This window comes from Vitreimonas flagellata (genome assembly GCF_004634425.1).
Lineage (GTDB): Bacteria > Pseudomonadota > Alphaproteobacteria > Caulobacterales > Aquidulcibacteraceae > Vitreimonas > Vitreimonas flagellata.
Genome location: NZ_SBJL01000002.1, coordinates 343,574 through 366,617 on the forward strand (window position 1 = coordinate 343,574; position 23,044 = coordinate 366,617).

Below are 23,044 nucleotides of genomic sequence, written 5' to 3' on the forward strand. Positions count from 1 at the left end.
CTTACCACTTGATCTTCTTGCGGAGCCTGTAGCGCAGCCAGATCGCTGTGCCGTTCATCAGCAATGTGATGACAAGGAGCACGAGGCCCGCGGCGGCGGCGATTTCGAGGAATTCAGCTTGCGGGCGCGAGGTCCAATTGAACATCTGGATCGGCATCACGGTGAATTCCGAGCCCATCCAATGCGCCGGCGACCACGAGGCAATCGCGTCGCCCATCGTCGCCACCGATTGGATCGTCGAACCGTGCGGCAGGTCGAGCGTTTGGCCGGCTTGCACTTGCTGCTCGGTGAAATCCGGCAGCACGACCACGCCGTCATGATGGATCGTGACACGTTCAGTCGCCATCGGATCGACGGCGGCGCCGTATTCATCGAGCACGCCGATGGTTTCGAACGTCGCGTCGCCGGGACGGGTGATCGGCAAGAAGGCCACGAATGTCAGACCACCGATCATGATCAGCGGCGCGGTTTCGCCGAGCGCGCGCGAGATGCCGATGATGATGCCGGTGACAACACCCGGCAGCGCGTACGGCAGCACATGGTGCTGCGTCGTTTGCCACTTGGTGGCGCCCACCGCGAGCGCGCCTTGACGCATTTCCTGCGGCACGCCGCGCACGGCCTCGCGTGTGGCGACGATGACAACCGGCAAGATCAGCAGCGCCAGCGTGATGCCGGCGGTGAGGATGGATTGGCCGAAGAGATCGGCTGCGCTCTCGCGGAAGCCTTCGGGGAGGAAGCTGAACCAGCGCGCCGGGTTGCCAAGGAATTGCACGAAGATGCCGACGGCCATCAGGCCGAACAGGATCGACGGCACGCCGGCAAGATTGTTCACGGCGATTTCGATCGCGCTCGTGAGCGGGTTCTTTGGCGCGTATTCTTCGAGATAGACGCCCGCGAGCAGACCGATGGGGATCGCGACCAAAGCCGTGGTGACGATCACCAGCAACGAGCCAACCCAAGCGGAGAGAATGCCGGCGACCGCAGGGTCTGACGATGGGAAGCTCATAAAGAAAGCTGGCGTCAGACGATGACCGCCATCCATCACCAGATCGGCGACGAGCGTCACCAACGTGCCCAAGCCGATGATCGTGGCGACGATGCCCCAGATCACGAACGACCTGTCTTTGAACTTGCGCGAAGCGAGACCCGGCGGATGCGCCGTGATGTCGCTCGGGCGTTGTGCGTCGATCGCGGCCATTAATAGGCCTCCCGGAAGCGGCGCTGCAGATAGAACGCCACAAAGTTGAACATGAGCGTAAGCACCAGGAGCGCGAGGCCCGCGGCGAAGATCGAGTTGTATTCAAGCGTGCCGAAGGCGACGTCGCCCAGCGCAACTTGCGCGATGAACGAAGTTACCGTTGCGCCCTGCTGCGTGGGGCTCACAACCATTTGCGGCTGCGTGCCGGCTGCGACGACCACAATCATGGTTTCGCCAATCGCGCGCGACATGCCGAGGATGATTGCGCCGACCACACCGGAGATCGCCGCCGGCACAACGACGCGAAACGCCGTTTCAAGGCGCGTCGCGCCCATCGCGAAAGAACCTTCGCGCATCGAGCGCGGCACCGCGCGCATGGCGTCTTCAGAGAGCGACGCGATGTACGGGATAATCATAAGGCCCATGACCATACCCGCTGAGAGCAGATTGAAACCCGGCAGACCTGGGATGAGACGCTGCAACAACGGCGTGACAAACAGCAGCGCGAAATAGCCGTAAACGACCGTGGGCACAGCGGCGAGCAGCTCAAGCGTCGGCTTTATCGTTTCGCGCGTGCGCGTGTTGGCGAATTCCGAGAGATAGATCGCGACCAGCAGGCCCAGCGGCACAGCGACCGAAAGCGCGACGAGCGTGGACATGAAGGTGCCGGTGAGCAGCGGCGCGATCCCATAGCTGGGATTGTCGAAGAGCGGCGTCCACGTTGTGGACGTCAAGAACTCGATGACCGAAATCTGCGCGAAGAATTTGCTGGATTCCGATATCACGACATAGACGATACCGACGACGATCGCGACGGCGGCGACAGCGGCAAGGAAGAGCAAACCTTCGATGATGCTCTCGCCCCATCGCACCTTCCGCTTGCTAAAATCACGTTCCACGATCACCCCCGCCCGCAGGCGCATCAGCCGTCACGATGAAACCGGCTGTCCGCCGGTTCATGTTTGAGGCGTCGCCATACTTCACTTTTGTGACAGTTTGACATAGCCGCCTGCCAACAGGCGCAAGGGCGGTATGCAGGAACGGCGCAAAAGCGCGCCGTCGGTATTTTAGGCTAATAAAACAAAGCATTGAGGCCGACGGCGGGATCCGCCGCCGGCCCCTTTTTTCGCTTATTGCTGCACCGGCTCAACAATGAGCGGGCGAGCGAGCACCTCAGCAATGGTGACGCCGATCGCTTGGCGGCCGCCGAAGGCGGTGCCCTGCGTGCGGCGTTGCGCACGTTGGAGATAGGTTTGGTAGGCCGCCGCCGGCAGCGGGACGTAACCAACTTGCTGCGAATAACGCGCGGCGTTGTTCAAAAAATACTGGGCAAATTGCTGCACTTGCGGGCGGCGCAGCGCGGCGGCGTTTACGTAGATGAACATCGGGCGCGACAGCGGCGCATACGTGCCGTTCTCGGCGTTAGCGACGCTCGGCTCAACTGGGCCGTTGCCGTTGTCAATTGCCAGAGCGCGCAGACGGCCCCGGTTCTCTTCGAAATAGGCAAGACCGAAATAGCCCATGCCGCCCTGATTGCTGGCGACGCCCTGAACCGTCACGTTGTCATCTTCGGTCGGCGTGTAGTCCGTACGCGACGAGCGCGCGCGGCCAACGACAGCTTCAGTGAAGTAGTCGAACGTGCCCGAGGCCGTACCAGCGCCGAACAGAACCAGCGGCATGTCCGGGAAAGCCGGATTGATCTGGCGCCAGTTGCTGATGTTGCCCTGGGCTTCCGGACGCCACGTGCGTTGCAGTTCTTGCACCGTGATCGAACGCACCGGGTTGGACGGGTGCACAACAACGGTCAGCGCGTCGAACGCCACCGGGATTTCGACATATTGAATGCCGGCAGCGCGGCAGGCAGCCATTTCACTGGCCGAGATCGGACGCGAGGCGTTCGAGATATGGGTTTCACCGCGGCAGAATTTGCGGAAACCACCGCCCGTGCCCGATTCACCGACGGTGACGCGGACGCGACCAGAGGTTTGTTGTTGGAAGCCTTCGGCGACGGCCTCGGCGAGCGGAAACACCGTCGACGAACCGTCGATTTGAATGGTGAAGGCTTGTTGCGCCATCGCTGTGCCCGACATCGCCATCACGGCGACAGCCGCGGCGACTGCACGACCGGCCGTCTTGAACATTTGCAAATTCATAAGAACCTCCGTTGGGGAAGGAATTTTCAGTCCGAAATCGGCGGCGTCCGCGCGAAAGCGCACGCCGCCTAGTCGGGGGGTTAGAAGTCGAATTGCGTGCGGAGCGTGATGATGTCCGACTCGTTATCGACGCCGGCGCCAACGCGATCCATTTCGCTCATCGCGTAGTTCAGCTTGAAGCGAACGTGATCGACCGGCACCCAGTCGAGACCGAGCACATAAGCCGTCTGCTCGCCACGGCTCGCGCCACCGGCCGGATCAGACAGATCGATGTAGTCGTAGCGCGCGCTGACCATCCAATGGCCGATGCCGCCGGCGCCCATCGGCGTGCGCGGCGCGATCGCGCCGAACGATCCTTGGTTGCCACGATAGTTGCGGCTCTCGCCCGTGAGCGACCAGTACGCATCGACGTAATAGCCGTCGAATTCGTAGCCGACGCCGCCGGCGGTTTCGCCGTCGAGCACGGCATATTCAGCTTGCACGCCGAACGGGCCGTATTGCAGCGCGAGTTCTGCGCCGTAGGTCGTATCTTCCGAGCCTGAGATGCCCGGATTGATCCAACGCTCGCCGCGGCCGTTGGCCGGGCGCACGCGGTATTCGTAAGCGCTATCCTCTTCCTGATCGCGCTGGCGCGCGTGCAAGCCGAGGTGAACCAGCGTGGTGCCTTCCGGCGTGGTCTCGAAGATCGGCGCCCATGTGAAGCGGCCGCTGAACGCCTGCTGCTCGGTCGTGCCCATCGTGTCGCTGTCGTTCAGCGAGTCGCCTTGGGCGGCGACGGAGACGTGCCAATTGGCGCCGCCGGTGATGAAGCCGATGCCGGCGAGACGGCCGTAGCCGAACGAGTTGATGATCGATGAGCGCTCGATGATCGGAATGTCGAGCGAGGAAATGCGATCTTCGAGCGGCGAGGTGATATTGTGTTCGCCGATGACGATGGACCAATCGTCGTTCACGTATTCGATGAACGCGTCATCGACCGCGACTTCATCGGTGTTGCCGCCGCCCGGGTTGAGCACGAAGTCAACCTTATAGCGCCAATTCTCGTTGAAGCGGCCTTGCACGCCGAGGAAGGCGCGGCGGACATAGGTGTTGAGACCGCTCTGCGCGGCGCCCGATTCGATGTCCCAGCTCTGATCGGAGACGTCGTATTGGAAGCGGCCGCGCATTTTGAAACGCGCGTCGCCGAAGCGATCTTCGCCGACCGTACCGGTCCAGCTGGTGGTGTGAGACGGAGCGGCGGTCTGCGCGTGCGCGACACCCGCCGTCGCCGCCGTGGCAAGCGCGGCGAGCGCTGCCTTGGTGAGAACATTCTTCATTATGGAAACCCCCTTGGGTGAACCGAGCCCCTGCGGTGGCGAGCGACTCTGTCTCGTCCCCTCAGGCGAGGCGGGGGTTAGTCCTGCGTGGTGACGCCTGCGCGACGCTTCCGCTAAGGCTCCGCGACACTTTGATTGCGGATTTGTGACGTGGCATGGGCGCCGCAGGCCACTGATCCGCAGGCGAAATTAACCACGAACGGCTCTTTACATTGGGGAACGATCACCATATTTCGCATCGTTACCGGCGGACCTGGAAACAGCGTCCACTAACGCCCCCTCGGCCCAGGCCACCTGGGGGATCGCAAACAACGGGAAGCAGGAAGCTTCCTAGGCGATCCTCCGGCGCAAGCTCCCAAGGGCGGACCTGACATTTAGCATGTCCGACTAACGCCGGCCTGGGTTTAACAAGCGTCGCTTCAAAAGCGGCGGCATTGTTTTGGGAGTTGCCGGATGGACTCTGTCCTCTCGCCTCTTGACCTGACTGCGCGCCAAGCGCCGGAAGGTCCCGTGGCTATTGCACGTCCGCACCGCGTCGCCGCGGCTGCATCGTGGTTTCGTGAAAATTTTCCGGGCGAAGTGTTTTACGCCGTAAAGGCGAATCCGAGCCCATGGGTGCTCGATGCGCTCTGGGAAAACGGCGTCCGCAATTTCGACGTCGCCTCCGAGGTTGAGGTCGAGTTGGTGGCTTCGCGCTATCCGGGCGCGCAGATCGCCTTCATGCACCCGGTGAAGTCGCGCCGCGCCATCGCCCGCGCCTACCGCGAATTCGGCGTGAAGACGTTCGCCATCGATAGCGAAGACGAACTCGAAAAAATCCTCGCTGAAACCGGCGGCGCGAAGGACCTCACTTTGGTCGTTCGCTTTGCCGTGTCGGGCGATGGCGCGGCTTACCCGCTCGCACGTAAGTTCGGCGTTACCGAAGAGGAAGCGCCGGCCCTGCTGCGTCGCGCGCGCCAGGCGACGGAAGAGATGCTTGGCGTCTCGTTCCATGTCGGTTCGCAATGCATGCGCCCGGACGCCTATCGCACGGCGATGGAGATGGTGAACCGCGCGATTGTGAAAGCGGGCGTCGTGGTCGATATCGTCGACATCGGCGGCGGCTTCCCGGCGATCTATCCTGGCATGAACCCGCCGGCGATGATCGAGTACGTCACCACAATCAAAGACGCGTTCGAAGAGATGTTCGTCGCTCAGAACGCAAAGCTCTGGGCAGAGCCCGGTCGTGCGCTCGTCGCGGAAGCTGGCTCCACAATTGCGCGCGTTGAGCTGCGCAAGGGTGACGCGCTTTATCTGAACGACGGCGCCTTCGGCACCTTGTTCGACGCGACGCACTTGAATTGGTCTTTCCCGGCCAAGCTGCTGCGCACGAAGGAAAGCCGCGCCAAGCTCGCGCCGTTCCGTCTCTACGGCCCGACCTGCGACAGCATGGATGCGGCCGCTGGCCCGTTCATGCTGCCGGCCGACATCGGCGAAGGCGATCTGATCGAGATCGGTTCGCTCGGCGCCTATGGCATGGCGATGGCGACGCGCTTCAACGGCTTCGGTGAAACCGTGACGATGGAATCGCAAGACGCGCCGTGGCCGAGCATGTACGGCGCAGCGCCAGTCGCGAAACCGAAGCGCACGCGGACGACGAAGCCGAAGCAGGCGTAAGTCTAGCCAAGCACAAAGATCGAGGGCGGCCCACGAAAGTGCGGCCGCCCTTTTTCTTACAGCCCAGCCAATGCGCCCTGCACTTTCGGCAACCAGCTGAAGAGCGTGAGGCCAATGATTCCGGCCGCAGTCGCGATCGTGCTCAGGCCGACCGCGCCGGCCGTGAAGAATTTCAGCGCCGCATTCTTGTTGTCCGTGGCCAGGAAATAGAGTTCCAGCACAGCGAGCGGCAGCAGGTAGCAGGCGTAGCCGAGGATGATATCCGTCGGGCCGTTGAGGTCGGACGTGACGCCGGGAATATCGCCCTGGAACGCGATGCCAAGCACCGTGTAGCCCACGCGCATGAACCACACGCCGCTCACCACCATGAACGTGCGCAACGCCCAGCGGTGATGTTGCGCAAACTGCCGCTTGAGCGCGAAGCGCAGCGTGATCCCAGCGAAGAGCATGATGAGCAGCGCATCGATCTGGATGGCGGCGGAGTTGAACGCGCCGAGTCCCGGGCGCGCATTGACCATATAAAGCGCGCCAATGCTGATGACGAACGCGGTGGTGATGTAGATGCGTCCGGTCCAGCGGTGAAAAGTTCGCGCGCGCTTGCGCACCGCCGGCACGAATTGCAGCGGACCGGCGACATTCATGATCAGCGCCAGCGCCATGTGTGAGACAAGCGCGAAATTGCCGGCGACATCGCCATCGACGAAGCCATTGATCAGCCGATCGTTCCAAGCTTGCCAATTCGCTGCGAGCGCCGTGCCGCCATAGAAGCCCAAAATGTAAAGCGCGAACAAGAACTGCCCGATCAGCGCCACTGCGAACCACGCCACGCCGCTGCCTTTCAACGCCGCGCGAGAATTTGCACCCCAATCCGGCGCGCGCGCCATCACAGCATCCGACATAAGCAATCCCTTCGTGCGTCGCGCGAATGCGGCGACTATCGAGTTGCGATATGCTATTGCCGACTAACGATATCGGCCCATGACGCAGCGCTACAAAAACATGATCGTACGTAACACGCATGGCTGAACCGACGACTTCCGCCGGCTATACGAAGGCGTTGCTCGACTTCGCGGTGGGCCAAGGCGCGGACGAAGCGCGCTTGCTGCAGCGCGCCGCGTTGCAGGCGGAATCGCTTGAGGATCAGGACGCGCGCGTGCCGTTTGCTCGCTATGTCGCACTCACACGGGCGGCCAAGGAAGAGACCGGAAATCCCGCGCTCGCACTGGAATTTGGCGCCGCCAGCGATTTCCGCAAATTTTCTGTCGTCGGCCTGATCAGCTACGCCAGCGCGACCATGATCGAAGCGCTGATGCAGCTGAATCGTTATGGCAAGCTGGTCGTCGAACTGGACGGATTGGGCGAGGGACCGCGCTTTCAGCTCTCATCCGAAAACGGCCAGCGTTGGATGGACGATCGCCGCGCCAATCCGAATGACTTTTACGAGCTGACCGAATCCACCTGGTCGCGCTTCATCGTGCGCTCGCGCGAAGATTTTCCGCAGCACACCTACGCACTCGAAGCGCACGTCACGCACCCAGCGCCCGCCTATCGCGTCCGGTACGAAGAGCTGTGGCAAGTGCCTGTCACGTTCGGCAGCACGCGCAACGCCATTCGCAGCAATCCAGAATGGGAGCGCGTGCAAATTCAGCCGGACAATCGGTACGTGTTCGGCGTGTTGACAGAACGCGGCGACACGCTGCTCGCAGAGCTCGAAGCTTCACGCACGTTCCGCGGCCGCGTGGAAGCTTTGATCATGCCAGTGCTGCACACGGGCGAGGTCAGCGTCGATCGCATCGCGGGAAAACTCGGGACGAGCCGCCAGACGCTCTACCGCAACCTGAAGAGCGAAGGCGCGACATTCGAACAAGTGCTCGACGAGCTGCGCCATCGCCTCGCGCTTGAATATCTGCGCGGCCGCAAAGCGAGCGTCAACGAAACCGCTTATCTTGTCGGCTTCTCCGATCCGGCCGCGTTCTCGCGCGCCTTCAAACGCTGGACCGGCATGAGCCCGCGCAACGCGCGCAAATAATCAACAACGGTTGACGGGCGCGTCGTTCCGGGAAAAGCTCGCGATTGAGGGGCCCTTATCGAGGGTGACGACATGAAAATCGGATTGTGTGCGCTTGCGTTCGCTTGCGCGACGATGCTCGCAACGCCAGCGTTTGCGCAACCTGACCTCACCAGTGAAATGTATGGGCGCTCCGATTATTTGGGCGGCAATACTTACACGATCGGCGATGAGATCCTGATTTCATTCAAGGTGATGAACCGGGCCACCGCGACGAGCGATGCGCCGGGCACACTCAGCGCCAACACCTCCGGCTGGATGGCGGACGTCATTCTTTCGCGCGACACGGTCGGCCCACGTGGCTTCGCAATATATTCGCCAGCGTGGCGTGAGGACGTGCTGCTGCGCGGCGGCCGTATGAGCCGCACGAATGATTTGGCGCCCGGCGTTGAGCAAATGTTCAACGGACCGACTGTGATGCGCGGCGGCCCGCCCGCGCTTCCATACGATTATCTCGCCTTCCCGATGCCGACAGGCATGCGCGCCGGCGCTTACAATGTGTGCGTCGTCACCGATCCTGCGAACGTCGTCCGCGAGATCAATGAGCGCGACAACACCACCTGCATGGCGATCACGATCCGCCCGCGCCTAATCCGGCCGCCAATGCCACGGCCAACATTGCCGCCGCCCGGCGGCAACAAGTAAGCCCCACGGCGGGAGCCCGCCCAGCGGTGTGTAACTCACCGTCGCGTGCGGGCCGAGCGGCGCGTCAGATCGCCGTCATGCCGCCATCGACGACAAGTTCCGAGCCAGTGATGAAAGCGGCGGCGTCGGAGGCGAGGAAAGCGACGGCGTTGGCGATGTCGATGTCGCGTCCCATCCGCCCGAGCGGATGGCGCGTCGCGAAATTATCGCGCGTCGTGTTGGCGCCTTGGCCGGTCGTCGCCTCGATCACTTTGGCGGCTTCGGCCATCATCGGCGTATCGATGATGCCGGGGTGCACAGAGTTCACACGTACCTTGGCGCCCGCGTATTCGAGCGCTGCGGATTTGGTCATCAAACGCACGGCGCCTTTGGAGGCGTTGTAGGCGATGATGTTCGGCGCACCGACGATGCCAGCGACCGATGAGAGGTTCACCACCGCGCCGCCGCCATCCCATTGATGCGCGCGCTCGGCGATGGCGGGGATCGAATGCTTCAAACCGAGGAAGACGCCCTCAACATTGATCTGTTGCATCTTGCGGAAGCTCTCGAGTGACTCCATCGGCAGCGGCTTCATCCAGAAGACGCCGGCATTGTTCACGAGGATGTCGAGCCCGCCGAACTTGTCCTTCGCGCACTGCACCGCCGCGATCCACTCGTCTTCGCTGGTCACGTCATGCTTCACGAACGCGCCGTCGATGGCGGCGGCAATCTCGGCGCCATCGCGAATGTCGCTCACCACAACCTTCGCGCCCTTCGCCGCCAACGCCTTCGCGGCGGCCGCGCCCAAGCCCCGCGCACCGCCCGTCACCAGCGCCACGCGCCCGCTCAATTCGCTCATTGTTTTCCTCCCTTGTTGGCCCGTAGCCTAGCGCTTCGATGCGGGCTGGCAAAAGCTGCCCCTACGTCGCCAAAGTTCTTGCAATCCCGGCGAATTGCCCTATTTGCAGCCGCGATCGCGTGTCGGCGGAGCGTCCGCGCGGTTGTTGTTTCTGACGCCGCCCATAGGAGCACCTCCCGTGGCCGATAAAATCGACACCAACCGCAAAGCGGAACTTCTCTCCTCGCCGGTTGAGCACATCGACATCGCGTCGTTCGACGCGCGCCCGATCATCGACGCATGGGGCAAGATGAGCTTCACCAGCCGCGACGCCGCGCGCGCCGCGCAAATCTTGAACATGGCGCTCGAAGATCAGAATTGCTCGACCTGGCTGATCATGGCCGGCTCGACGGGTGCGGGCGGCTGCCTGCACGTGTGGCGCGACATGGTCGAGTACAACATGGCCGACGCCATCGTCGCCACCGGCGCCTCGATCATCGACATGGATTTCCTCGAAGCGCTCGGCTTCAAGCATTACCAAGCCAAGGAAATCCCGGACGACAACACGCTGCGCTCGCTCTACATCGACCGTATCTACGACACCTATATCGACGAAGAAGAACTCCAGCACGTCGACGGCACGATCTACGAGATCTGCGAGATGCTCGAGCCGCGCCCGTACACGTCGCGCGAGTTCATCTATGAGCTCGGCAAGTGGCTGGCCGCCGGCAACGCCAAGAAGAAGGATTCGCTGATTCAGCGCGCCTACGAAAAGGGCGTGCCGATCTTCGTGCCGGCGTTCTCCGATTGCTCGGCCGGCTTCGGCATCGTGAAGCACCAAGTCGAGCGTCGCAAAGCTGGCAAGCCCTATCTCACCATCGATAGCGGCGGCGACTTCCGCGAGCTGACCGAGATCAAACTCGCGGCCGGCACGACGGCGCTCTTCATGGTCGGCGGCGGCGTGCCGAAGAATTTCGCGCAAGACACCGTCGTCTGCGCCGAAATCCTCGGCCACCACGACGTCGAAGTGCACAAATACGCCGTGCAGATCACTGTCGCCGACGTGCGCGACGGCGCCTGCTCGTCCTCGACGCTGCAAGAAGCCGCAAGCTGGGGCAAAGTCAGCACCGTGCACGAGCAAATGGTGTTCGCCGAAGCGACGAGTGTGGCGCCGATCATCGTCAGCGACGCGTATCATCGCGGCGGCTGGAAAAAGCGCGAAGCGCGCAATTGGGCGAAGCTGTTTAAGTAAGCGAACTGCGAAACGCAGAAATACGAAGGCCGCGCTCGAAAGGGCGCGGCCTTTTCTTTTGCTTGACCGAAACAAGAAATGGGAGTTGCGTCTGCCTCACCTGAAAGTTGCAACAGACGACGCGCGGCGGGGAGCTACCCAAGCTAGAGATTCAAGCCAATATCGCTGCGCGCATCTACACGTCCGACATTTTGATTGCGCCGAGCCGCGTCGGCTCCGGTCGATCGGAATGGGTGACGTGGGAAGTGCAACTCGCGGCGATTGGCTACGCCATCCCGATCTTGTTCGTGGATCATGGCGAGGACCAACAACGTAGAACAGCACTCATTTCTGAAGTCGCGTCGCTTGGCCTTCCACATGCCGTCTGCGGTCGCGTAGCACACGAGATCGTGCCCAAGGTGATTAAACTCGTCGGCGGACGACCGGACTGGACAATGCGCGAGAATGAGGACGACCGGGTTATCCGATATCGCGGTCCACCAGCGGCAGCGCGCGACGACGTGCTCAAGAAATTTCCGTATCAAGCGCGACTGACGCCAGTCGAGCCCGAGCCGACAAAGCCGAAGAGTGGCATTTGGCCGTTCGGCTAACGCGTGTACTTAAGCCGGCACGTAGGTCAACTTGATCACGTCCTCGCCGATCCTCTCATCCGTGACGAGGCGCAGGCGCGGGTATTCGCCGACGAAGAAGGGGCGGCCTTCGTCCTTCCCCACAACAACGGGGCGCAGGAAGAGATGATACTGATCGATTAGCGCAAGTTTCGTCAGGCTGGCCGCGAGGTGCGGGCCGCCGACCTCGATCTCGCCGTCGATCTCCGCTTTCAGCTTGCGTATCGCCGCTTCAAAATCATCGCCGATCAAGGTCGCATTCGGGCCGACGTCTTTGAGCGATTGCGACACAACCCATTTCGGCATCGCCCGCCACGCTTCGGCGAAAGCGCGGAGATCGCCTTGCTCGCGGTTATCCTGATCCCAATCGTCGCCATCCCAATAGCGCATCAACTCGTACAAGCCGCGCCCATAGATGCTGCCAGCCGTGTTGCGGGTTTGCGCGATGAAATAGTTGAACAACACAGGATCCGGCATGAACCCCGGATGATCGTGATTGACGTAGCCATCGAGCGACACGTTCATCCCGAAAACCAGCTTGGCCATGGTGCAAACTCCCAATCTGGACCGCCGGCGCCCTCGCCGGCATGGGCTGCTGCCGACAAGCGCCAGCGCTTGTTTGATCGGTCCGTATGCCGGCGAGGGCGGCGACGGTCCATGTTTACTGCGCTCTATTCTCCCACAACGCCAATTGCGCAGCAAAGGCGCGCTGATACGCCGGCCGTTTTTCGGCGCGCGCGATGTAGGCGGCGAGCACCGGGAATTCTTCGAGAAGCCCCGAGCCCTCGAGGCGCCGCAGCACGTGTACCATAATGATGTCGGCGGCGCTGAAATCACCGTCCAGCCATTCGCCATCGCCCATGCGTGCGGAGAGTTGAGCGAGCCGATCGCGAATGCGTCCATCGACCATGGCGAAACGCTCGCCCTGCCAGCTCTTGCCGGCCTCTGCATATTCCACGACGTCACGATCCACGATCGGCGGCTCCACCGTGGAGAGCGCCGCAAACATCCACATGATCGCGCGCGCTCGGGCGTCCGCATCCTTCGGCAGCAAACCCGGAAAGCGCTCGGCGATATGCAGCACGATGGCGCCAGATTCGAAGAGCGTGAGATCGCCCTCCTCGTAAGTCGGGATTTGCCCGAATGGATTGCGCGCCAGATGCGCCTCGGCCTTGAACTTCTCCCACGGAACCAGCCGCACCTCGTAGGCCTGCCCCACCTCCTCCAATGCCCAGCGCACGCGCATATCACGCGCGAGGCCGCGGCCTTCATCGAACGCGCGTCCGAACACGGTGATGGTGATCGTCATGAGCTTCCTTCCTGATCGATCCTAGGACGAACGCCCGGCGCTGACTCCTACACATCCGCGCAGCAAAAAGGCCGCCCTTGCGAGGCGGCCTTTCGCGCAACTGAATTGTATTGCGACTAGTTCAGATCGTAGTTGAGCGTGAGGCGAACCACGTCCATTTGGGTTTCCACATCCATGCGATAGTCGAGCGGGTTGGTCTCGGTCTCGGAATCGAAATCGTAGATCACGTATTCCAAACCCGCCGACCATTTCGGCGCGAACGCGTATTGCACGCCGGCGCCATAGACGAGCGCGGTCTCGTTGCCGAAATCCTGCCAGCTATCTTCCGTGTCATCGATTTCGAGCCACGAATGCTCAAGGTCCGAATAGGCGACGCCGACGGTGACGTACGGCAGGAACGAACCCCACGCATAGCCGGCGTTGGCGCGCAGATCAGCGACGAAAGAGAGCGAGTTGTCGACATCGACGTCGCCATTCACAAACTCGGTTTCCGACGCATCAGCAAACGAGAAGCCGCCCTGCGCGCCGACGACCCAATTGCCCCATTGCCAATTGTAGCCGAGATGCGCGCCGATCGCGGTCGCGTCGACGCTATCGGACGCTTGAATGCCGCCGCCCCAATCGTTGTCGAGGTCATTCCATTCGGTTTCGCGGTTTGCGGTGCCGATGCTGCCGCCAACATAAAGGCCCGACCAATCCTGGGCCTGCGCAGCGCCCGTCAACGCCGCCATAGCGCCGGCCGCAACCAACACAAACTTTTTCATAACGCCTCCAAAACGAGATGTGCGATCACACTCAAGCGCGCTATGAATGTTCGGGTTAAGCATTGGCTACCACGCATCTGCGTTTGGGTCGCGCACGCGATTTCTTGCTCGTCGCTTTCGTATTCCGCGCGGGCGGGCGGGCGCGCGTGCAACGCTTTGCGGCGCACGAAAAGGGGGATGGATATGTCGAAACGGGCAATGGCGGCGGCATGGATGGCCCTGGCGCTCACGGCGTGCGCAACCGCAGAAGCGCCGCCCCCTGCCGCGTCAGCGCCGCCTGTCACGCATGCGACGGCGCCCGCGCGCAATCCTGCGGTGCAAGTCGATGCGCTTGCGTTCATTCCGCCCGCGCCGCAAGCGAACGGCGCGTTGGAATTGGCCGAGCGCGCGATCGTGCGTGGGCCATGGAGCGCGGAGCGACGCGCCCAGGCGCTCGCCGACAACGCGATTGATCCGTTTGCGGCGTTTGATTCCGTTCTCGGCGAGAATTTCACTGCGGCGAACTTTCCTGCCACCGCTGCATTGCTGACGCGCGCAGGCCGCGCCGCCGGCTATGCAGGCGATCCCGTGAAATTCCGCGATCAGCGCCCGCGTCCGTTCGTGACCGACGGCAGCATAACGCTGTGCATCCCGGACGAGCCGGCGTTGCGCGCGAGCTTCTCTTACCCTTCGGGACATGCAGCACTCGGCTTCGCTTGGGCGCTTGTGCTCGCAGAACTCGTTCCCTCACGCGCCGACGCCATCATCGAACGCGGTCGCGACTTCACCTGGAGCCGCGTCGTCTGCGGCGTGCATTATCCGAGCGACGTGGAGGCTGGCCGCACGGTGGCATCAGCCGCCGTCGCCCGCCTCCACGCCGACCCCGACTTTCAGCGCGAACTTGCTGCCGCGCGCGAGGAACTCGCGCGCGCGTATCCAAACTAAGCTTATTGGTTCATCTCAACGAGCGGCCGCACTTCGATTGCGCCCGTCGATGCGCCGGGACATTTCTCCGCCCACGCTAGTGCGGCGTCGAGATTCTCGACGTCGATGAGGTAGAACCCGCCCAGTTGTTCCTTGATATCGGCATAAGGCCCATCGACGACCTGACGCGCGCCGCCGCGCAGGCGAACAGTTGTCGCGGCGTGCGGCGGCATGAGCCCAGCGCCGCCGGTGAAGACACCCGCGGCCTGCAAAGCGCCGAAATAGGCGCCGTGACCGTCCCAATAGGTTTTGGCGCGCGCATCCTCGCGCGCAGCGAAATCGTCGGCGCTCTCATAAACAATGATGGCGTACTTCATATCTGTGCTCCTTTGCGGCGGAATGCCGTCGTGGGCACGACGTTCCATCCAATACGGCTTCGACCTTCGCTCAGATTTTTTCTCGTCGCTCAATGAGGAAGCGAACAACCGCGGCGTCATCCTCGCGCGCGATGGCTTCGGCATAAGCTGCCCGCGCTGCTTCCGCCCGGCCGAGGCGCGCGCAAAGATCAGCGCGCAGCGCCCAATAGGGCTGATAATCGTTGAGCACCGGATGCAGGCGCGCCACCTCTTCCGCCGCCGCAAGCCCACGCTCCGGCCCGTCGCGGCGCGCGATGGCTGCCGCTGCGTTCAGGCGCGCAACAGGCGATCCGGTAAGCTCCGAAAGCGCGCCATAGAGCAGCACGATCGCATCCCAATCCGCTTCGCCGCGCCAAGCGCGCGTTGCGTGCGCGGATTGAATCGCGGCTTCGAGCTGATAGCGGCCAGGGCGCTTGGCCAAACTCGCGGCGCGCAAGGCGGCTTCCGCCTCAAGCATGGACTCGCGTGTCCAGAGCGAGACGTCCTGCTCGTCCAGCGGCACGAAGCGCCCGTCGCGATCACGACGCGCGGGCCGGCGTGCTTCGAGATGCAGCATCAGCGAGAGCAAACCCAATGCCTCTGGCTCATCGCGCACTTGCGAGACGAGCACGCGCGCCAGCCACACGGCCTCCTCCGCCAAACCGCGCCGCTCCGGGTCGGCGCCCAACGGATCACTCCAGCCCGACGTGTAGGCCGCATAGATCGCATCGAGCACCGCGCCGAGGCGCGCACGCCACGCGTCCGGTTCGGGCACTTCAAAGCCAATGCCCGCGTCGCGGATTTTCTTCTTCGCGCGCACGAGGCGTTGGCCCATCGCGCTGGGCTCAACGAGAAAGGCGCTGGCGGTCCGCTCGGCCGAAAAGCCAAGCACGACTTGCAGCATCAATGGCGTGCGCACGCTCTCTTCGATCGCCGGGTGCGCGCACGCAAACATGAGCCCCAAGCGCTTGTCCGGCGCGTCGCGCGCCGACATTTCCGCCTCGAGCTCTTCGATGCCCAGCATGATCTGTTGCTCGCCCTCACTCGCGGTTTTGCGGCGGCGGGCGGCGTCGATCAGCTTGCGCTTGGCGGCGGCAAAGAGCCAGGCTTCGGGATTATCCGGCAAACCGCCGCGCGGCCACGCGGAGAGCGCGGCAGCAAACGCCTCCGCCAGCGCATCTTCGGCGGCGGCCACGTCACGCGTGCGCGCGGCGAGCAGGGCGAGCAAACGCCCGTAGCTCTCGCGCGCGACGCGTTCGGCGGCGGCCGCTGCGTTCACAGATCAGCGCATGACGACCGGGCGAACCTCGATGCGCCCATAACGCGCACCAGGGCACTTCGCGGCCCAATCCAAGGCTTCTTCGATCGTCTCGACATTGACCATGTAATAGCCGCCCAAGGTTTCCTTGGTCTCCGCGAAAGGTCCATCGACGACCTTCTGCTTGCCGTCGTTGACGCTGAGCGTTTTCGCCGTCGCCACCGGGTGCAGCTCATCGCCGCCGACGAGCACGCCAGCCTTCGCCAGCGCTTCGCTATACGCGAAATAGGCGCCCATCTCGGCGGAGATTTGGTCCGGCGACAAACTCGCCCAGCGGGCTTCCTCGCCGTAGATCAAAAGCATGTAGTGCATGAACGCCTCCTCTAAGGTCGCGGGGCTCCACCCGCACCTCAGTGACGCGCGACGCTAGCGGCTTTCGACACTCACGCAGCTTTTTTCGGCGAATCTTTCAGGAGCCCGAGGCGGATGAGGCTTTCGGCGGTCGCCACGATCGCCTCTTCGTTGGACCGCGGCGCCCAGCCCAGCACCCGCTTGGCTTTGGCGTTCGTGCCGTCCTTGCGCTTGCCGAGCTCCGGCAGGATTTGCTGAACGGCTGGATCATTGCGCGCGGCCATGCGGATCAGGAAATCTGGCAATTCAAGCGTCGGCACACGCTTGGCGGCGGGGCCGAGATTGCGTTTTAGGATGCGCGCGATCTGCGCGATGGACAGGAATTCCCCCGCCAGCGCCAAGAAGCGTTCGCCCTTCGCGGCGGGATTGGTCATGCAGCGCATGTGCATGTCAGCAACGTCGCGCACATCGACAATGCCGAAATAGAGACGCGGGCAGCCGGGCATGGCGCCATCCATCAAGCGCTGGATCAGCATGATCGATGTCGAGTAATCCGGCGCAAGCGCCGGGCCCAACACCGCGACGGGGTTCACCACTGAAAGCTCAAGCGCTCCACCCTCGCGCGCGATGAAATCCCAGGCGGCGCGCTCGGCCAGCGTCTTGGATTTCACATAGGCGCGGACATCGTCGCCATTCGGATCGGTCCAGTTGGTTTCATCGAACGGCGCCTTCTGTTCAGGTTGGCCGTAGCCGATCGCGGCGTAGGATGAGGTCAGCACCACGCGCTTCACACCCGCATCGCGCGCCGCCTTCAAAACGCGCAAGGCGCCGTCGCGCGCAGGGATGATGACTTCGTCCTCGTGTTGAGGAATTGAAGGCGGGAATGGCGAGGCCACATGGTGCACGTAGGAGCAACCGGCGACAGCTTCGGCCCAACCTGCATCGCTGGTGAGATCCGCGGCGGCGAAGCTCAACCGATCACCCGCTTCGACGCCGCCGACGCGCAGCATCTCGCGCACTTCACCTTCGCGGTTCAGCGAACGCACCGTCGTGCGCACCTGGTAACCGGCGTTCAGCAATTGGATGATGACGTGCGAGCCAACGAAGCCCGAGCCGCCAGTGACGAGAACCAATTCTCCAGCCATGCGCGGCCTCCGATGTTTGACGTGTCGAGCGTAGTGAGCGCAACGGCGCCGTCCATTGGCGCCTGTCTATAGCGAACGTTACGCCGTCGCCGGGACGACGCGTTCGACCAATTCGTCAAAGGCTTGCCAGAACAGCGCGCGGAATTCGTCGCGTTCCATCAGGATTTCATGCTTGGCGCCGGCGATGGTGATGTGGCGCGCTTGCGGCAGCGCATTCGCCACGAGCGGGTGGCTCTCATTGTCCACCAATTGCTCTTCGCCGGCCGTCGCGATCAGCACTGGGATGCGCACATGCGCCAGCGCGCCAGGCGTTTGGAACGATTCAGTCACGTCGGCTGCGGCCGCCACCCATCCGAGCGTCGGACCCGCCAATGCCAAGCGCGGCTCTTCCGCGATCAGGCCCTGGCAGCGCGCGTGCCGTTCCTTGTCATGCGTGACCGGGTTCTTTTTGAAATTCTCGCGCTTCCATTTCTTGTCGACGCCAGGCGCGTACATGGAGCCCAGGCCCAGCGCCACCATGAAACGCACGTATTTCTTGGCCATGTCGGTGAGGCCGGAAATGCCCCACATCGGCGCCGAGAACGCCGCGGCGTCGAGTTCGACACGGCGCGTCAGCAATGCGCGCAACAGAATGGCGCCGCCCATTGAGTGTGCGAGGCCGATATGCGGGCGCGGCAGTTTCGCGGCGAGTAGCTTCAGCGCCGTCGAGAGATCGTTCACTGGATCGTCGAAGGTGACGAAATGGCCTTTTTGACTGTTTTCGATCTCGCGGCCGGACAAACCCTGCCCGCGCCAGTCGATGCAAAAAACGGCAAATCCGCGAGCCTGAAGCTCGCGGATCACCTCGAAATATTTTTCGATGAATTCGGTGCGGCCAGGCGCAACAATAACCGAGCCGCGCACCGGGCTGCGTGTGGCGGGCGCTGTTAAAACGCGCACCTTCACGCCGCCGCGGCCTTCGAGCCAATGCTCCTCCGCGCCCTCGGGACTATCGTTACCTGGGACGCGAACGAACGCCATCAGCCCTTACGCACCTTGCTTAGCCGCGAAGCTTCGCCATCACGCTTTGCAGCTGCATGGCGACGCCCATATCGCCTTCTACCTTCAACTTGCCTTGCATGAAAGCCGCTGTCGGATCGAGCTTGCCTTCGGCCATCGCGACGAAGTCTTCGAGCTTCACCTTGATGGTCGTGTCAGCGGCAGCATCTTCCTTCGACACCGAGCCGCCTACCCCATCCAAGAAAATCTTGCCGGCGTCGCCGAAATCGAACTTCACCTTCTTGCCGGCAACCGTGGCGTTGGCGCTGGAGAAGCGGCCAAAGATGTCATCAAACGTCATGTGTTTCCTCCGGACTGAAAAGCCTCGCCCCCTTACACACTAGGGCGGCGCATCCCGCAAGGGTGACGGCGGCGTCAACCTCGAAATTAGGGCGCAGCGGGGATTGGCGCCCTGGCGCCGGCGCCATTCGGCTTACGGAAACGCAGCGTCATCCGATCGCTTTCGCCGATCGTCGCATACGGGCCCGAATTGAAATTGGGGTCATCGGGCTGGCCGAGCGGCGAGGTGCGCAAGGTCGGCGGCAGCGTCCAGACGCCGAAGGGGTGATCGCGCGTGTCGCGCGGATTGGCGTTCACGTCACTGGCGGAGACAAACTCGAAGCCCGCCTCTTCCGCCAGCGCCTTCACGTAAGCTTCTTGCACATAGCCCGTGCCGGCGAGCGGATCTTGCAGACCAGTGGAAGCGGCGCGGTGTTGTTCGACGCCGAACGTGCCGCCCGACTTCAGCGCGGCGAGCGTTTGACGAAACACTTGCTCGGCGACGCCTTCGGCCATGAGCGTGTGCACGTTGTTGGCAAGGATCGCGAGATCGACGCTGCCAGCCGGCGCGAGTTCGCCCCGGCCAACAATCGTGCGCTGGATTTCGCCGTAGAGTTCAGGATCAGCCGTAAAGCGCGCTTCCCACGCGGCGAGCGTTTCGCGTTGTGCAAGCGACGTCGCGCGCGGATCGAAGCTCGCGGCGATGAGACGGCCTTCGTTGCGCGCGAGATACGGCGCGAGGATCGAGGTGTACCAACCGCGACCCGGCAAAATCTCGAGCACGGTTTGGCCTGGCGCCAGCCCCCAAAATTGCAGCGTCTGCAACGGATGACGCCATTCGTCGCGCTCGCGCTCGATGCGCCACGCACCGTCGATCGCCCACGCCAATGTGCCTTCAGGCGCGAAGTCTTGTTGGCCGAGACGCGGCGCCTGCTCGCCGCATCCGGCGAGGCCGATTGCTGCGGTGGCGAAAAGCGCTTGGCGGCGGGTCCATTTCGTCATGGAGGCGAGCGCTAAAGCCCAACCCCTAACAATGTCAAACCAAAGGGGCTTGAACCGGCTTTTCGGCTCCCCATCTGGCTCGTTGTGGCGCTCTGCGGAGGTCACACGCGGGACGGGCCATCGCCTTCGGGGGTGGAACTCATACCGCAAACCCGGCTCCTTCGGGAGCGTGAATGTCGCTTTGAAAGGGCAATCAAATGGCTACGAATGAACTCAATCCGCTCTATCGCACGCTGGTCGGATTTGACCGCATCGCGAACTTGATGGACCAGGCCGCGCGCCTCGACGCTGCGCCGGGCTATCCCCCCTTCAACATCGAACAGATTGGCGATGATCAATTCCGCATCGAACTTGCGGTGGCCGGCTTTGGTCAAGACGATCTCACCATCGAGTTCAAACAAAATTCGCTGATCGTCACAGGCCAGCGCAAGCAGCCCGAGACGCAGCGCAACTTCCTGCATCGCGGCATCGCCGAGCGCAGCTTCGAACGTCGCTTCGGCCTTGCCGATCACGTTCGTGTCGGCGGCGCGAAGCTCGAAAACGGTTTGCTGACGATCGACCTCGTGCGTGAACTTCCGGAAATCCTGAAGCCGCGCAAGATCGAGATCAACAATACGGTCGCGCAAAAGCCGAAGGCCAAAGTGGTCGAGGCGAGTGCGGCCAATGACGAGACAGAAGCGGCCTAAATCCCGCTTCCGCCTGCCGCGCGGCAATCCCCCTCCCCCCTGAAGCCGCGCGGCGGGCACATTCTCTGAACTCCCTGATACCCTGACGGCGCGCGTTCCCCCAGACGCGCGCCGTTGTCGCGTTTGCTCACGCGGATTGCTTTTGCGACGCACAGGTAAAGGCGTGCTACAATCAGTGCGCGATGCCTGACGCCCCCCGCAAGCTCGCCGCGATCGTATCGATTGACATCGCAGGCTATTCCGCGCTGGCGGAACGCGACGCCGCTGCGGCGTTGGCGCATGTGGCGCGCGTACGCGAACTGACGGGCGCCGCCGCCGAAGCGCATGGCGGACGTATCTTCAACACGGCCGGCGACGGCCTGATGCTCGAATTCGCCAGCGCCAGCGACGCGCTCGCCGCCGCGATCCGCCTTTGCGAGCGCGAACGCGACGCGCAGCTCCGTTTCGGCGTGCACATGGCCGAGGTGACGCAAACCGAGAATGGCGATCTGCTCGGGCATGGCGTCAACGTCGCTGCGCGCCTGCAAGCCGAGGCGATTGCCGGGGCGATCCTGATCTCGGAGATCGTACGCGACAACGTGGCGCCTGAGCTTGCCGGCAAATTCACGCCGCGCGGCCGCATCAAGCTCGCCAAAATGCGTACGACCATCCCGGTCTTCGCGTTTGCACCGAGCGGCGACACGGCGAAGGCGCGTGTGGCCGCCAAGCCTATTTTGGCCGTACTGGCCTTCGATACGCCTGCGCGCGATCGCGCAACGCGGACGTTTGCCGATGGCGTCTCAGAGGAAATTCTCTACGCCGTCTCGCGCATGCCGGGCCTCAAAGTGATTGGCTCGACATCAAGCTTCGCCTTCCGTGGTCGCGACAAACCGCGCGCCGCGAAAGCGTTGAACGCAACCCACATCCTGGACGGCTCGGTGCGCCGCATGGACGATCGCATCCGCGTCGCCGCGCATTTGGCTGAAGCGGAGAGCGGCGTGGTGCTCTGGTCCGAGCGCTACGAGCGCGATATTGCCGACGCATTCGCGCTGGAAGAAGAGATTGCGCACGAAGTCGCCAAGGCGCTGGAAGTCACGCTCGCCGAAGCGCGCCGTGCGCGGGCCCCAAAGCTGACGGCCGCGCTCTCGGATTCCTATTTTGAGGCGCGCGAATTCATCCGCACCGGCGCGGTCGTGTGCGTGCAAAGCGCCGCGGCGGCGCTGGACAAGATCGTCCGCGAGGCGCCGGATTTCGCCCGCGCTTGGGCCGCACTGGCGACGGCGAAGCTAGAGGTGCTGCGCCTAACGCGTTCAGACCGCGCCAAACTGGTTGAAGAAGCCCGCGAGGCGGCGGAACGCGCGCTCGGCATCGATCCAAGCATGGGCGAAGCCTACGCCGTGCTGGCGGCGCTCGAAGGCGAATATCTCGGCCGCTGGCGCGAGCGCGAGGCTTTGATCGAGCGCGCGCTGGAGGTGGAGCCGAACCATCCGCTCCTGCTGTTCCGGCACGGGCAGTTTCTGGTCGCCACAGGGCGGGTGGAGGAAGGCTACGCGCAGCAAGCGCGCGCTTACGAACTCGACCCGCTCGATCCGATGTTTGCGGCGTTCCACGGCTACAATGTCTGGGCGCGGCGCGAGAAGGCCGACGGCAAAGCGATCCTCGAAGACGCCGCCAAGCGCTATCCCGACAACGTGTTCGTCTGGTTCATGCGCTTGAACACCGCCGCGCTCGACGGCGATTTCGACGCGGCTAATGCGCTCCGCGCCGATGGTGTGCGGCTCGTGCCGGGCCTGGCGGATTCCGCGTCGTACAAGGCCGGCGAGCGCATGCAGCAATTGATGATGGAGCCTTCGCCCGATGCCTTCATGCAGCTCGGCCAAGATTTCGCGACGATGGCGGACGAAGAGCCCGCCTCCGCGCTCGATCTCGCGGTGGCGCTCTCCGTGCTCGGCTTCACCGGCCCTGCGCTCGCGATTTTTGGCGATGCGCTCGACAACGTGGACGCCTGGCGCGCGGGCGCACTCGAAGCCGCGCGGCCACATATCGGCTACGAGAGTGCGCTGCTCTTTATCGACCAAACCAAGCTGCTGCGGATGGATCCTGGCTTTGCCGAGCTCTGCAAACGCATCGGCCTCGCGCGGTACTGGCGCGAGGCCGATGTTTGGCCTGATTGTGTGAGCGAGACGCCGTACGATTTCCGCGCGGCGTGCGCGACCTAGCGC

The 23,044-nt window shown here is 63.1% G+C and carries 24 protein-coding genes; 8 read left to right on the forward strand and 16 right to left on the reverse strand.

Annotation, left to right across the window (positions count from 1 at the left end; genetic code table 11):
• Position 1: 1 nt before the first annotated feature.
• The 4 genes from pstA to EPJ54_RS09740 form a co-directional block, all read right to left on the reverse strand.
• Positions 2 to 1,198, reverse strand: a complete 1,197-nt coding sequence (gene pstA, locus EPJ54_RS09725; protein ID WP_135211523.1) for a phosphate ABC transporter permease PstA — start codon at positions 1,196 to 1,198, stop codon at positions 2 to 4.
• Positions 1,198 to 2,097, reverse strand: coding sequence for a phosphate ABC transporter permease subunit PstC (gene pstC, locus EPJ54_RS09730; protein WP_239590848.1), 900 nt, complete (start codon positions 2,095 to 2,097; stop codon positions 1,198 to 1,200). The genes pstA and pstC overlap by 1 nt, the downstream gene beginning before the upstream one ends.
• 231 nt (positions 2,098 to 2,328) lie before the next feature.
• Positions 2,329 to 3,351, reverse strand: a complete 1,023-nt coding sequence (locus EPJ54_RS09735) for a PstS family phosphate ABC transporter substrate-binding protein (protein WP_135211525.1) — start codon at positions 3,349 to 3,351, stop codon at positions 2,329 to 2,331.
• Positions 3,352 to 3,431: 80 nt separating this feature from the next.
• Positions 3,432 to 4,667: an OprO/OprP family phosphate-selective porin gene (locus EPJ54_RS09740; protein WP_135211526.1), complete on the reverse strand. Its 1,236-nt coding sequence runs from the start codon at positions 4,665 to 4,667 to the stop codon at positions 3,432 to 3,434.
• Between the two features lie 453 nt (positions 4,668 to 5,120).
• On the opposite strand from EPJ54_RS09740, the gene EPJ54_RS09745 reads away from it, so the two are divergent.
• A complete protein-coding gene (locus EPJ54_RS09745) occupies positions 5,121 to 6,323 on the forward strand; it encodes a type III PLP-dependent enzyme (protein ID WP_135211527.1) in 1,203 nt (400 codons plus the stop codon).
• Between the two features lie 56 nt (positions 6,324 to 6,379).
• Here the strand turns inward: EPJ54_RS09745 and EPJ54_RS09750 are convergent, their stop codons facing one another.
• A complete protein-coding gene (locus EPJ54_RS09750) occupies positions 6,380 to 7,222 on the reverse strand; it encodes a DUF2306 domain-containing protein (RefSeq protein ID WP_135211528.1) in 843 nt (280 codons plus the stop codon).
• Positions 7,223 to 7,341: 119 nt separating this feature from the next.
• Between EPJ54_RS09750 and EPJ54_RS09755 the strand changes: the two genes are divergently transcribed.
• The gene (locus EPJ54_RS09755) at positions 7,342 to 8,352 is read left to right on the forward strand and encodes an AraC family transcriptional regulator (RefSeq protein ID WP_135211529.1); all 1,011 of its coding nucleotides are present in this window, start codon (positions 7,342 to 7,344) and stop codon (positions 8,350 to 8,352) included.
• A 72-nt stretch (positions 8,353 to 8,424) separates the two neighbouring features.
• Positions 8,425 to 9,036, forward strand: coding sequence for a hypothetical protein (locus EPJ54_RS09760; RefSeq protein ID WP_135211530.1), 612 nt, complete (start codon positions 8,425 to 8,427; stop codon positions 9,034 to 9,036).
• Positions 9,037 to 9,100: 64 nt separating this feature from the next.
• On the opposite strand, the gene EPJ54_RS09765 is transcribed toward EPJ54_RS09760, so the two are convergent.
• The gene (locus EPJ54_RS09765) at positions 9,101 to 9,874 is read right to left on the reverse strand and encodes a glucose 1-dehydrogenase (protein WP_135211531.1); all 774 of its coding nucleotides are present in this window, start codon (positions 9,872 to 9,874) and stop codon (positions 9,101 to 9,103) included.
• A 178-nt stretch (positions 9,875 to 10,052) separates the two neighbouring features.
• On the opposite strand from EPJ54_RS09765, the gene EPJ54_RS09770 reads away from it, so the two are divergent.
• Together EPJ54_RS09770 and EPJ54_RS09775 are read left to right on the forward strand one after the other, a co-directional pair.
• Positions 10,053 to 11,105, forward strand: a complete 1,053-nt coding sequence (locus EPJ54_RS09770) for a 1,9-bis(guanidino)-5-aza-nonane synthase (protein WP_239590849.1) — start codon at positions 10,053 to 10,055, stop codon at positions 11,103 to 11,105.
• A gap of 107 nt (positions 11,106 to 11,212) precedes the next feature.
• Positions 11,213 to 11,695, forward strand: a complete 483-nt coding sequence (locus tag EPJ54_RS09775) for a hypothetical protein (RefSeq protein WP_135211532.1) — start codon at positions 11,213 to 11,215, stop codon at positions 11,693 to 11,695.
• Between the two features lie 9 nt (positions 11,696 to 11,704).
• On the opposite strand, the gene EPJ54_RS09780 is transcribed toward EPJ54_RS09775, so the two are convergent.
• The 3 genes from EPJ54_RS09780 to EPJ54_RS09790 form a co-directional block, all read right to left on the reverse strand.
• On the reverse strand, positions 11,705 to 12,259 hold the full coding sequence (locus EPJ54_RS09780) for a dihydrofolate reductase family protein (RefSeq protein ID WP_135211533.1): 555 nt from the start codon (positions 12,257 to 12,259) through the stop codon (positions 11,705 to 11,707).
• 115 nt (positions 12,260 to 12,374) lie between these two features.
• Positions 12,375 to 13,022: a glutathione S-transferase family protein gene (locus EPJ54_RS09785; protein WP_135211534.1), complete on the reverse strand. Its 648-nt coding sequence runs from the start codon at positions 13,020 to 13,022 to the stop codon at positions 12,375 to 12,377.
• A 116-nt stretch (positions 13,023 to 13,138) separates the two neighbouring features.
• Entirely contained in the window at positions 13,139 to 13,786 is a 648-nt protein-coding gene (locus EPJ54_RS09790) for an outer membrane protein (protein WP_167755667.1), read from the reverse strand.
• A gap of 183 nt (positions 13,787 to 13,969) precedes the next feature.
• Between EPJ54_RS09790 and EPJ54_RS09795 the strand changes: the two genes are divergently transcribed.
• Positions 13,970 to 14,710, forward strand: coding sequence for an acid phosphatase (locus tag EPJ54_RS09795; RefSeq protein ID WP_167755668.1), 741 nt, complete (start codon positions 13,970 to 13,972; stop codon positions 14,708 to 14,710).
• A gap of 2 nt (positions 14,711 to 14,712) precedes the next feature.
• Here EPJ54_RS09795 and EPJ54_RS09800 read toward each other — a convergent pair whose 3' ends face one another.
• The 7 genes from EPJ54_RS09800 to EPJ54_RS09830 form a co-directional block, all read right to left on the reverse strand.
• Positions 14,713 to 15,066, reverse strand: coding sequence for a YciI family protein (locus EPJ54_RS09800; RefSeq protein WP_135211537.1), 354 nt, complete (start codon positions 15,064 to 15,066; stop codon positions 14,713 to 14,715).
• Positions 15,067 to 15,136: 70 nt separating this feature from the next.
• Positions 15,137 to 16,363: an RNA polymerase sigma factor gene (locus EPJ54_RS09805; RefSeq protein WP_135211538.1), complete on the reverse strand. Its 1,227-nt coding sequence runs from the start codon at positions 16,361 to 16,363 to the stop codon at positions 15,137 to 15,139.
• A 3-nt stretch (positions 16,364 to 16,366) separates the two neighbouring features.
• Positions 16,367 to 16,714, reverse strand: a complete 348-nt coding sequence (locus EPJ54_RS09810) for a YciI family protein (protein ID WP_135211539.1) — start codon at positions 16,712 to 16,714, stop codon at positions 16,367 to 16,369.
• Between the two features lie 71 nt (positions 16,715 to 16,785).
• On the reverse strand, positions 16,786 to 17,838 hold the full coding sequence (locus tag EPJ54_RS09815) for an SDR family oxidoreductase (RefSeq protein ID WP_135211540.1): 1,053 nt from the start codon (positions 17,836 to 17,838) through the stop codon (positions 16,786 to 16,788).
• Positions 17,839 to 17,916: 78 nt separating this feature from the next.
• The gene (locus EPJ54_RS09820) at positions 17,917 to 18,858 is read right to left on the reverse strand and encodes an alpha/beta fold hydrolase (RefSeq protein WP_135211541.1); all 942 of its coding nucleotides are present in this window, start codon (positions 18,856 to 18,858) and stop codon (positions 17,917 to 17,919) included.
• A gap of 19 nt (positions 18,859 to 18,877) precedes the next feature.
• Positions 18,878 to 19,177, reverse strand: coding sequence for an SCP2 sterol-binding domain-containing protein (locus tag EPJ54_RS09825; protein ID WP_135211542.1), 300 nt, complete (start codon positions 19,175 to 19,177; stop codon positions 18,878 to 18,880).
• A gap of 86 nt (positions 19,178 to 19,263) precedes the next feature.
• Positions 19,264 to 20,157 carry a class I SAM-dependent methyltransferase gene (locus EPJ54_RS09830; protein ID WP_135211543.1) on the reverse strand — a complete coding sequence of 298 codons (894 nt, stop codon included), beginning with the start codon at positions 20,155 to 20,157 and terminating at the stop codon, positions 19,264 to 19,266.
• A gap of 197 nt (positions 20,158 to 20,354) precedes the next feature.
• On the opposite strand from EPJ54_RS09830, the gene EPJ54_RS09835 reads away from it, so the two are divergent.
• Together EPJ54_RS09835 and EPJ54_RS09840 are read left to right on the forward strand one after the other, a co-directional pair.
• The gene (locus tag EPJ54_RS09835) at positions 20,355 to 20,843 is read left to right on the forward strand and encodes an Hsp20 family protein (protein WP_135211544.1); all 489 of its coding nucleotides are present in this window, start codon (positions 20,355 to 20,357) and stop codon (positions 20,841 to 20,843) included.
• Positions 20,844 to 21,025: 182 nt separating this feature from the next.
• Complete coding sequence (locus EPJ54_RS09840; RefSeq protein ID WP_135211545.1) at positions 21,026 to 23,041, forward strand: adenylate/guanylate cyclase domain-containing protein; 2,016 nt, start codon at positions 21,026 to 21,028, stop codon at positions 23,039 to 23,041.
• The last annotated feature ends 3 nt before the right edge of the window (positions 23,042 to 23,044 follow it).

Coding starts and splice junctions, on each gene's coding strand:
- pstA (WP_135211523.1), bottom strand. CDS start 1,198: ATGGCCGCGATCGACGCACAACGCCCGAGCGACATCACGGCGCATCCG.
- EPJ54_RS09735 (WP_135211525.1), bottom strand. CDS start 3,351: ATGAATTTGCAAATGTTCAAGACGGCCGGTCGTGCAGTCGCCGCGGCT.
- EPJ54_RS09740 (WP_135211526.1), bottom strand. CDS start 4,667: ATGAAGAATGTTCTCACCAAGGCAGCGCTCGCCGCGCTTGCCACGGCG.
- EPJ54_RS09745 (WP_135211527.1), top strand. CDS start 5,121: ATGGACTCTGTCCTCTCGCCTCTTGACCTGACTGCGCGCCAAGCGCCG.
- EPJ54_RS09750 (WP_135211528.1), bottom strand. CDS start 7,222: ATGTCGGATGCTGTGATGGCGCGCGCGCCGGATTGGGGTGCAAATTCT.
- EPJ54_RS09755 (WP_135211529.1), top strand. CDS start 7,342: ATGGCTGAACCGACGACTTCCGCCGGCTATACGAAGGCGTTGCTCGAC.
- EPJ54_RS09760 (WP_135211530.1), top strand. CDS start 8,425: ATGAAAATCGGATTGTGTGCGCTTGCGTTCGCTTGCGCGACGATGCTC.
- EPJ54_RS09765 (WP_135211531.1), bottom strand. CDS start 9,874: ATGAGCGAATTGAGCGGGCGCGTGGCGCTGGTGACGGGCGGTGCGCGG.
- EPJ54_RS09780 (WP_135211533.1), bottom strand. CDS start 12,259: ATGGCCAAGCTGGTTTTCGGGATGAACGTGTCGCTCGATGGCTACGTC.
- EPJ54_RS09785 (WP_135211534.1), bottom strand. CDS start 13,022: ATGACGATCACCATCACCGTGTTCGGACGCGCGTTCGATGAAGGCCGC.
- EPJ54_RS09790 (WP_167755667.1), bottom strand. CDS start 13,786: ATGAAAAAGTTTGTGTTGGTTGCGGCCGGCGCTATGGCGGCGTTGACG.
- EPJ54_RS09795 (WP_167755668.1), top strand. CDS start 13,970: ATGTCGAAACGGGCAATGGCGGCGGCATGGATGGCCCTGGCGCTCACG.
- EPJ54_RS09800 (WP_135211537.1), bottom strand. CDS start 15,066: ATGAAGTACGCCATCATTGTTTATGAGAGCGCCGACGATTTCGCTGCG.
- EPJ54_RS09810 (WP_135211539.1), bottom strand. CDS start 16,714: ATGCACTACATGCTTTTGATCTACGGCGAGGAAGCCCGCTGGGCGAGT.
- EPJ54_RS09815 (WP_135211540.1), bottom strand. CDS start 17,838: ATGGCTGGAGAATTGGTTCTCGTCACTGGCGGCTCGGGCTTCGTTGGC.
- EPJ54_RS09820 (WP_135211541.1), bottom strand. CDS start 18,858: ATGGCGTTCGTTCGCGTCCCAGGTAACGATAGTCCCGAGGGCGCGGAG.
- EPJ54_RS09825 (WP_135211542.1), bottom strand. CDS start 19,177: ATGACGTTTGATGACATCTTTGGCCGCTTCTCCAGCGCCAACGCCACG.
- EPJ54_RS09830 (WP_135211543.1), bottom strand. CDS start 20,157: ATGACGAAATGGACCCGCCGCCAAGCGCTTTTCGCCACCGCAGCAATC.
- EPJ54_RS09835 (WP_135211544.1), top strand. CDS start 20,355: ATGGCTACGAATGAACTCAATCCGCTCTATCGCACGCTGGTCGGATTT.
- EPJ54_RS09840 (WP_135211545.1), top strand. CDS start 21,026: ATGCCTGACGCCCCCCGCAAGCTCGCCGCGATCGTATCGATTGACATC.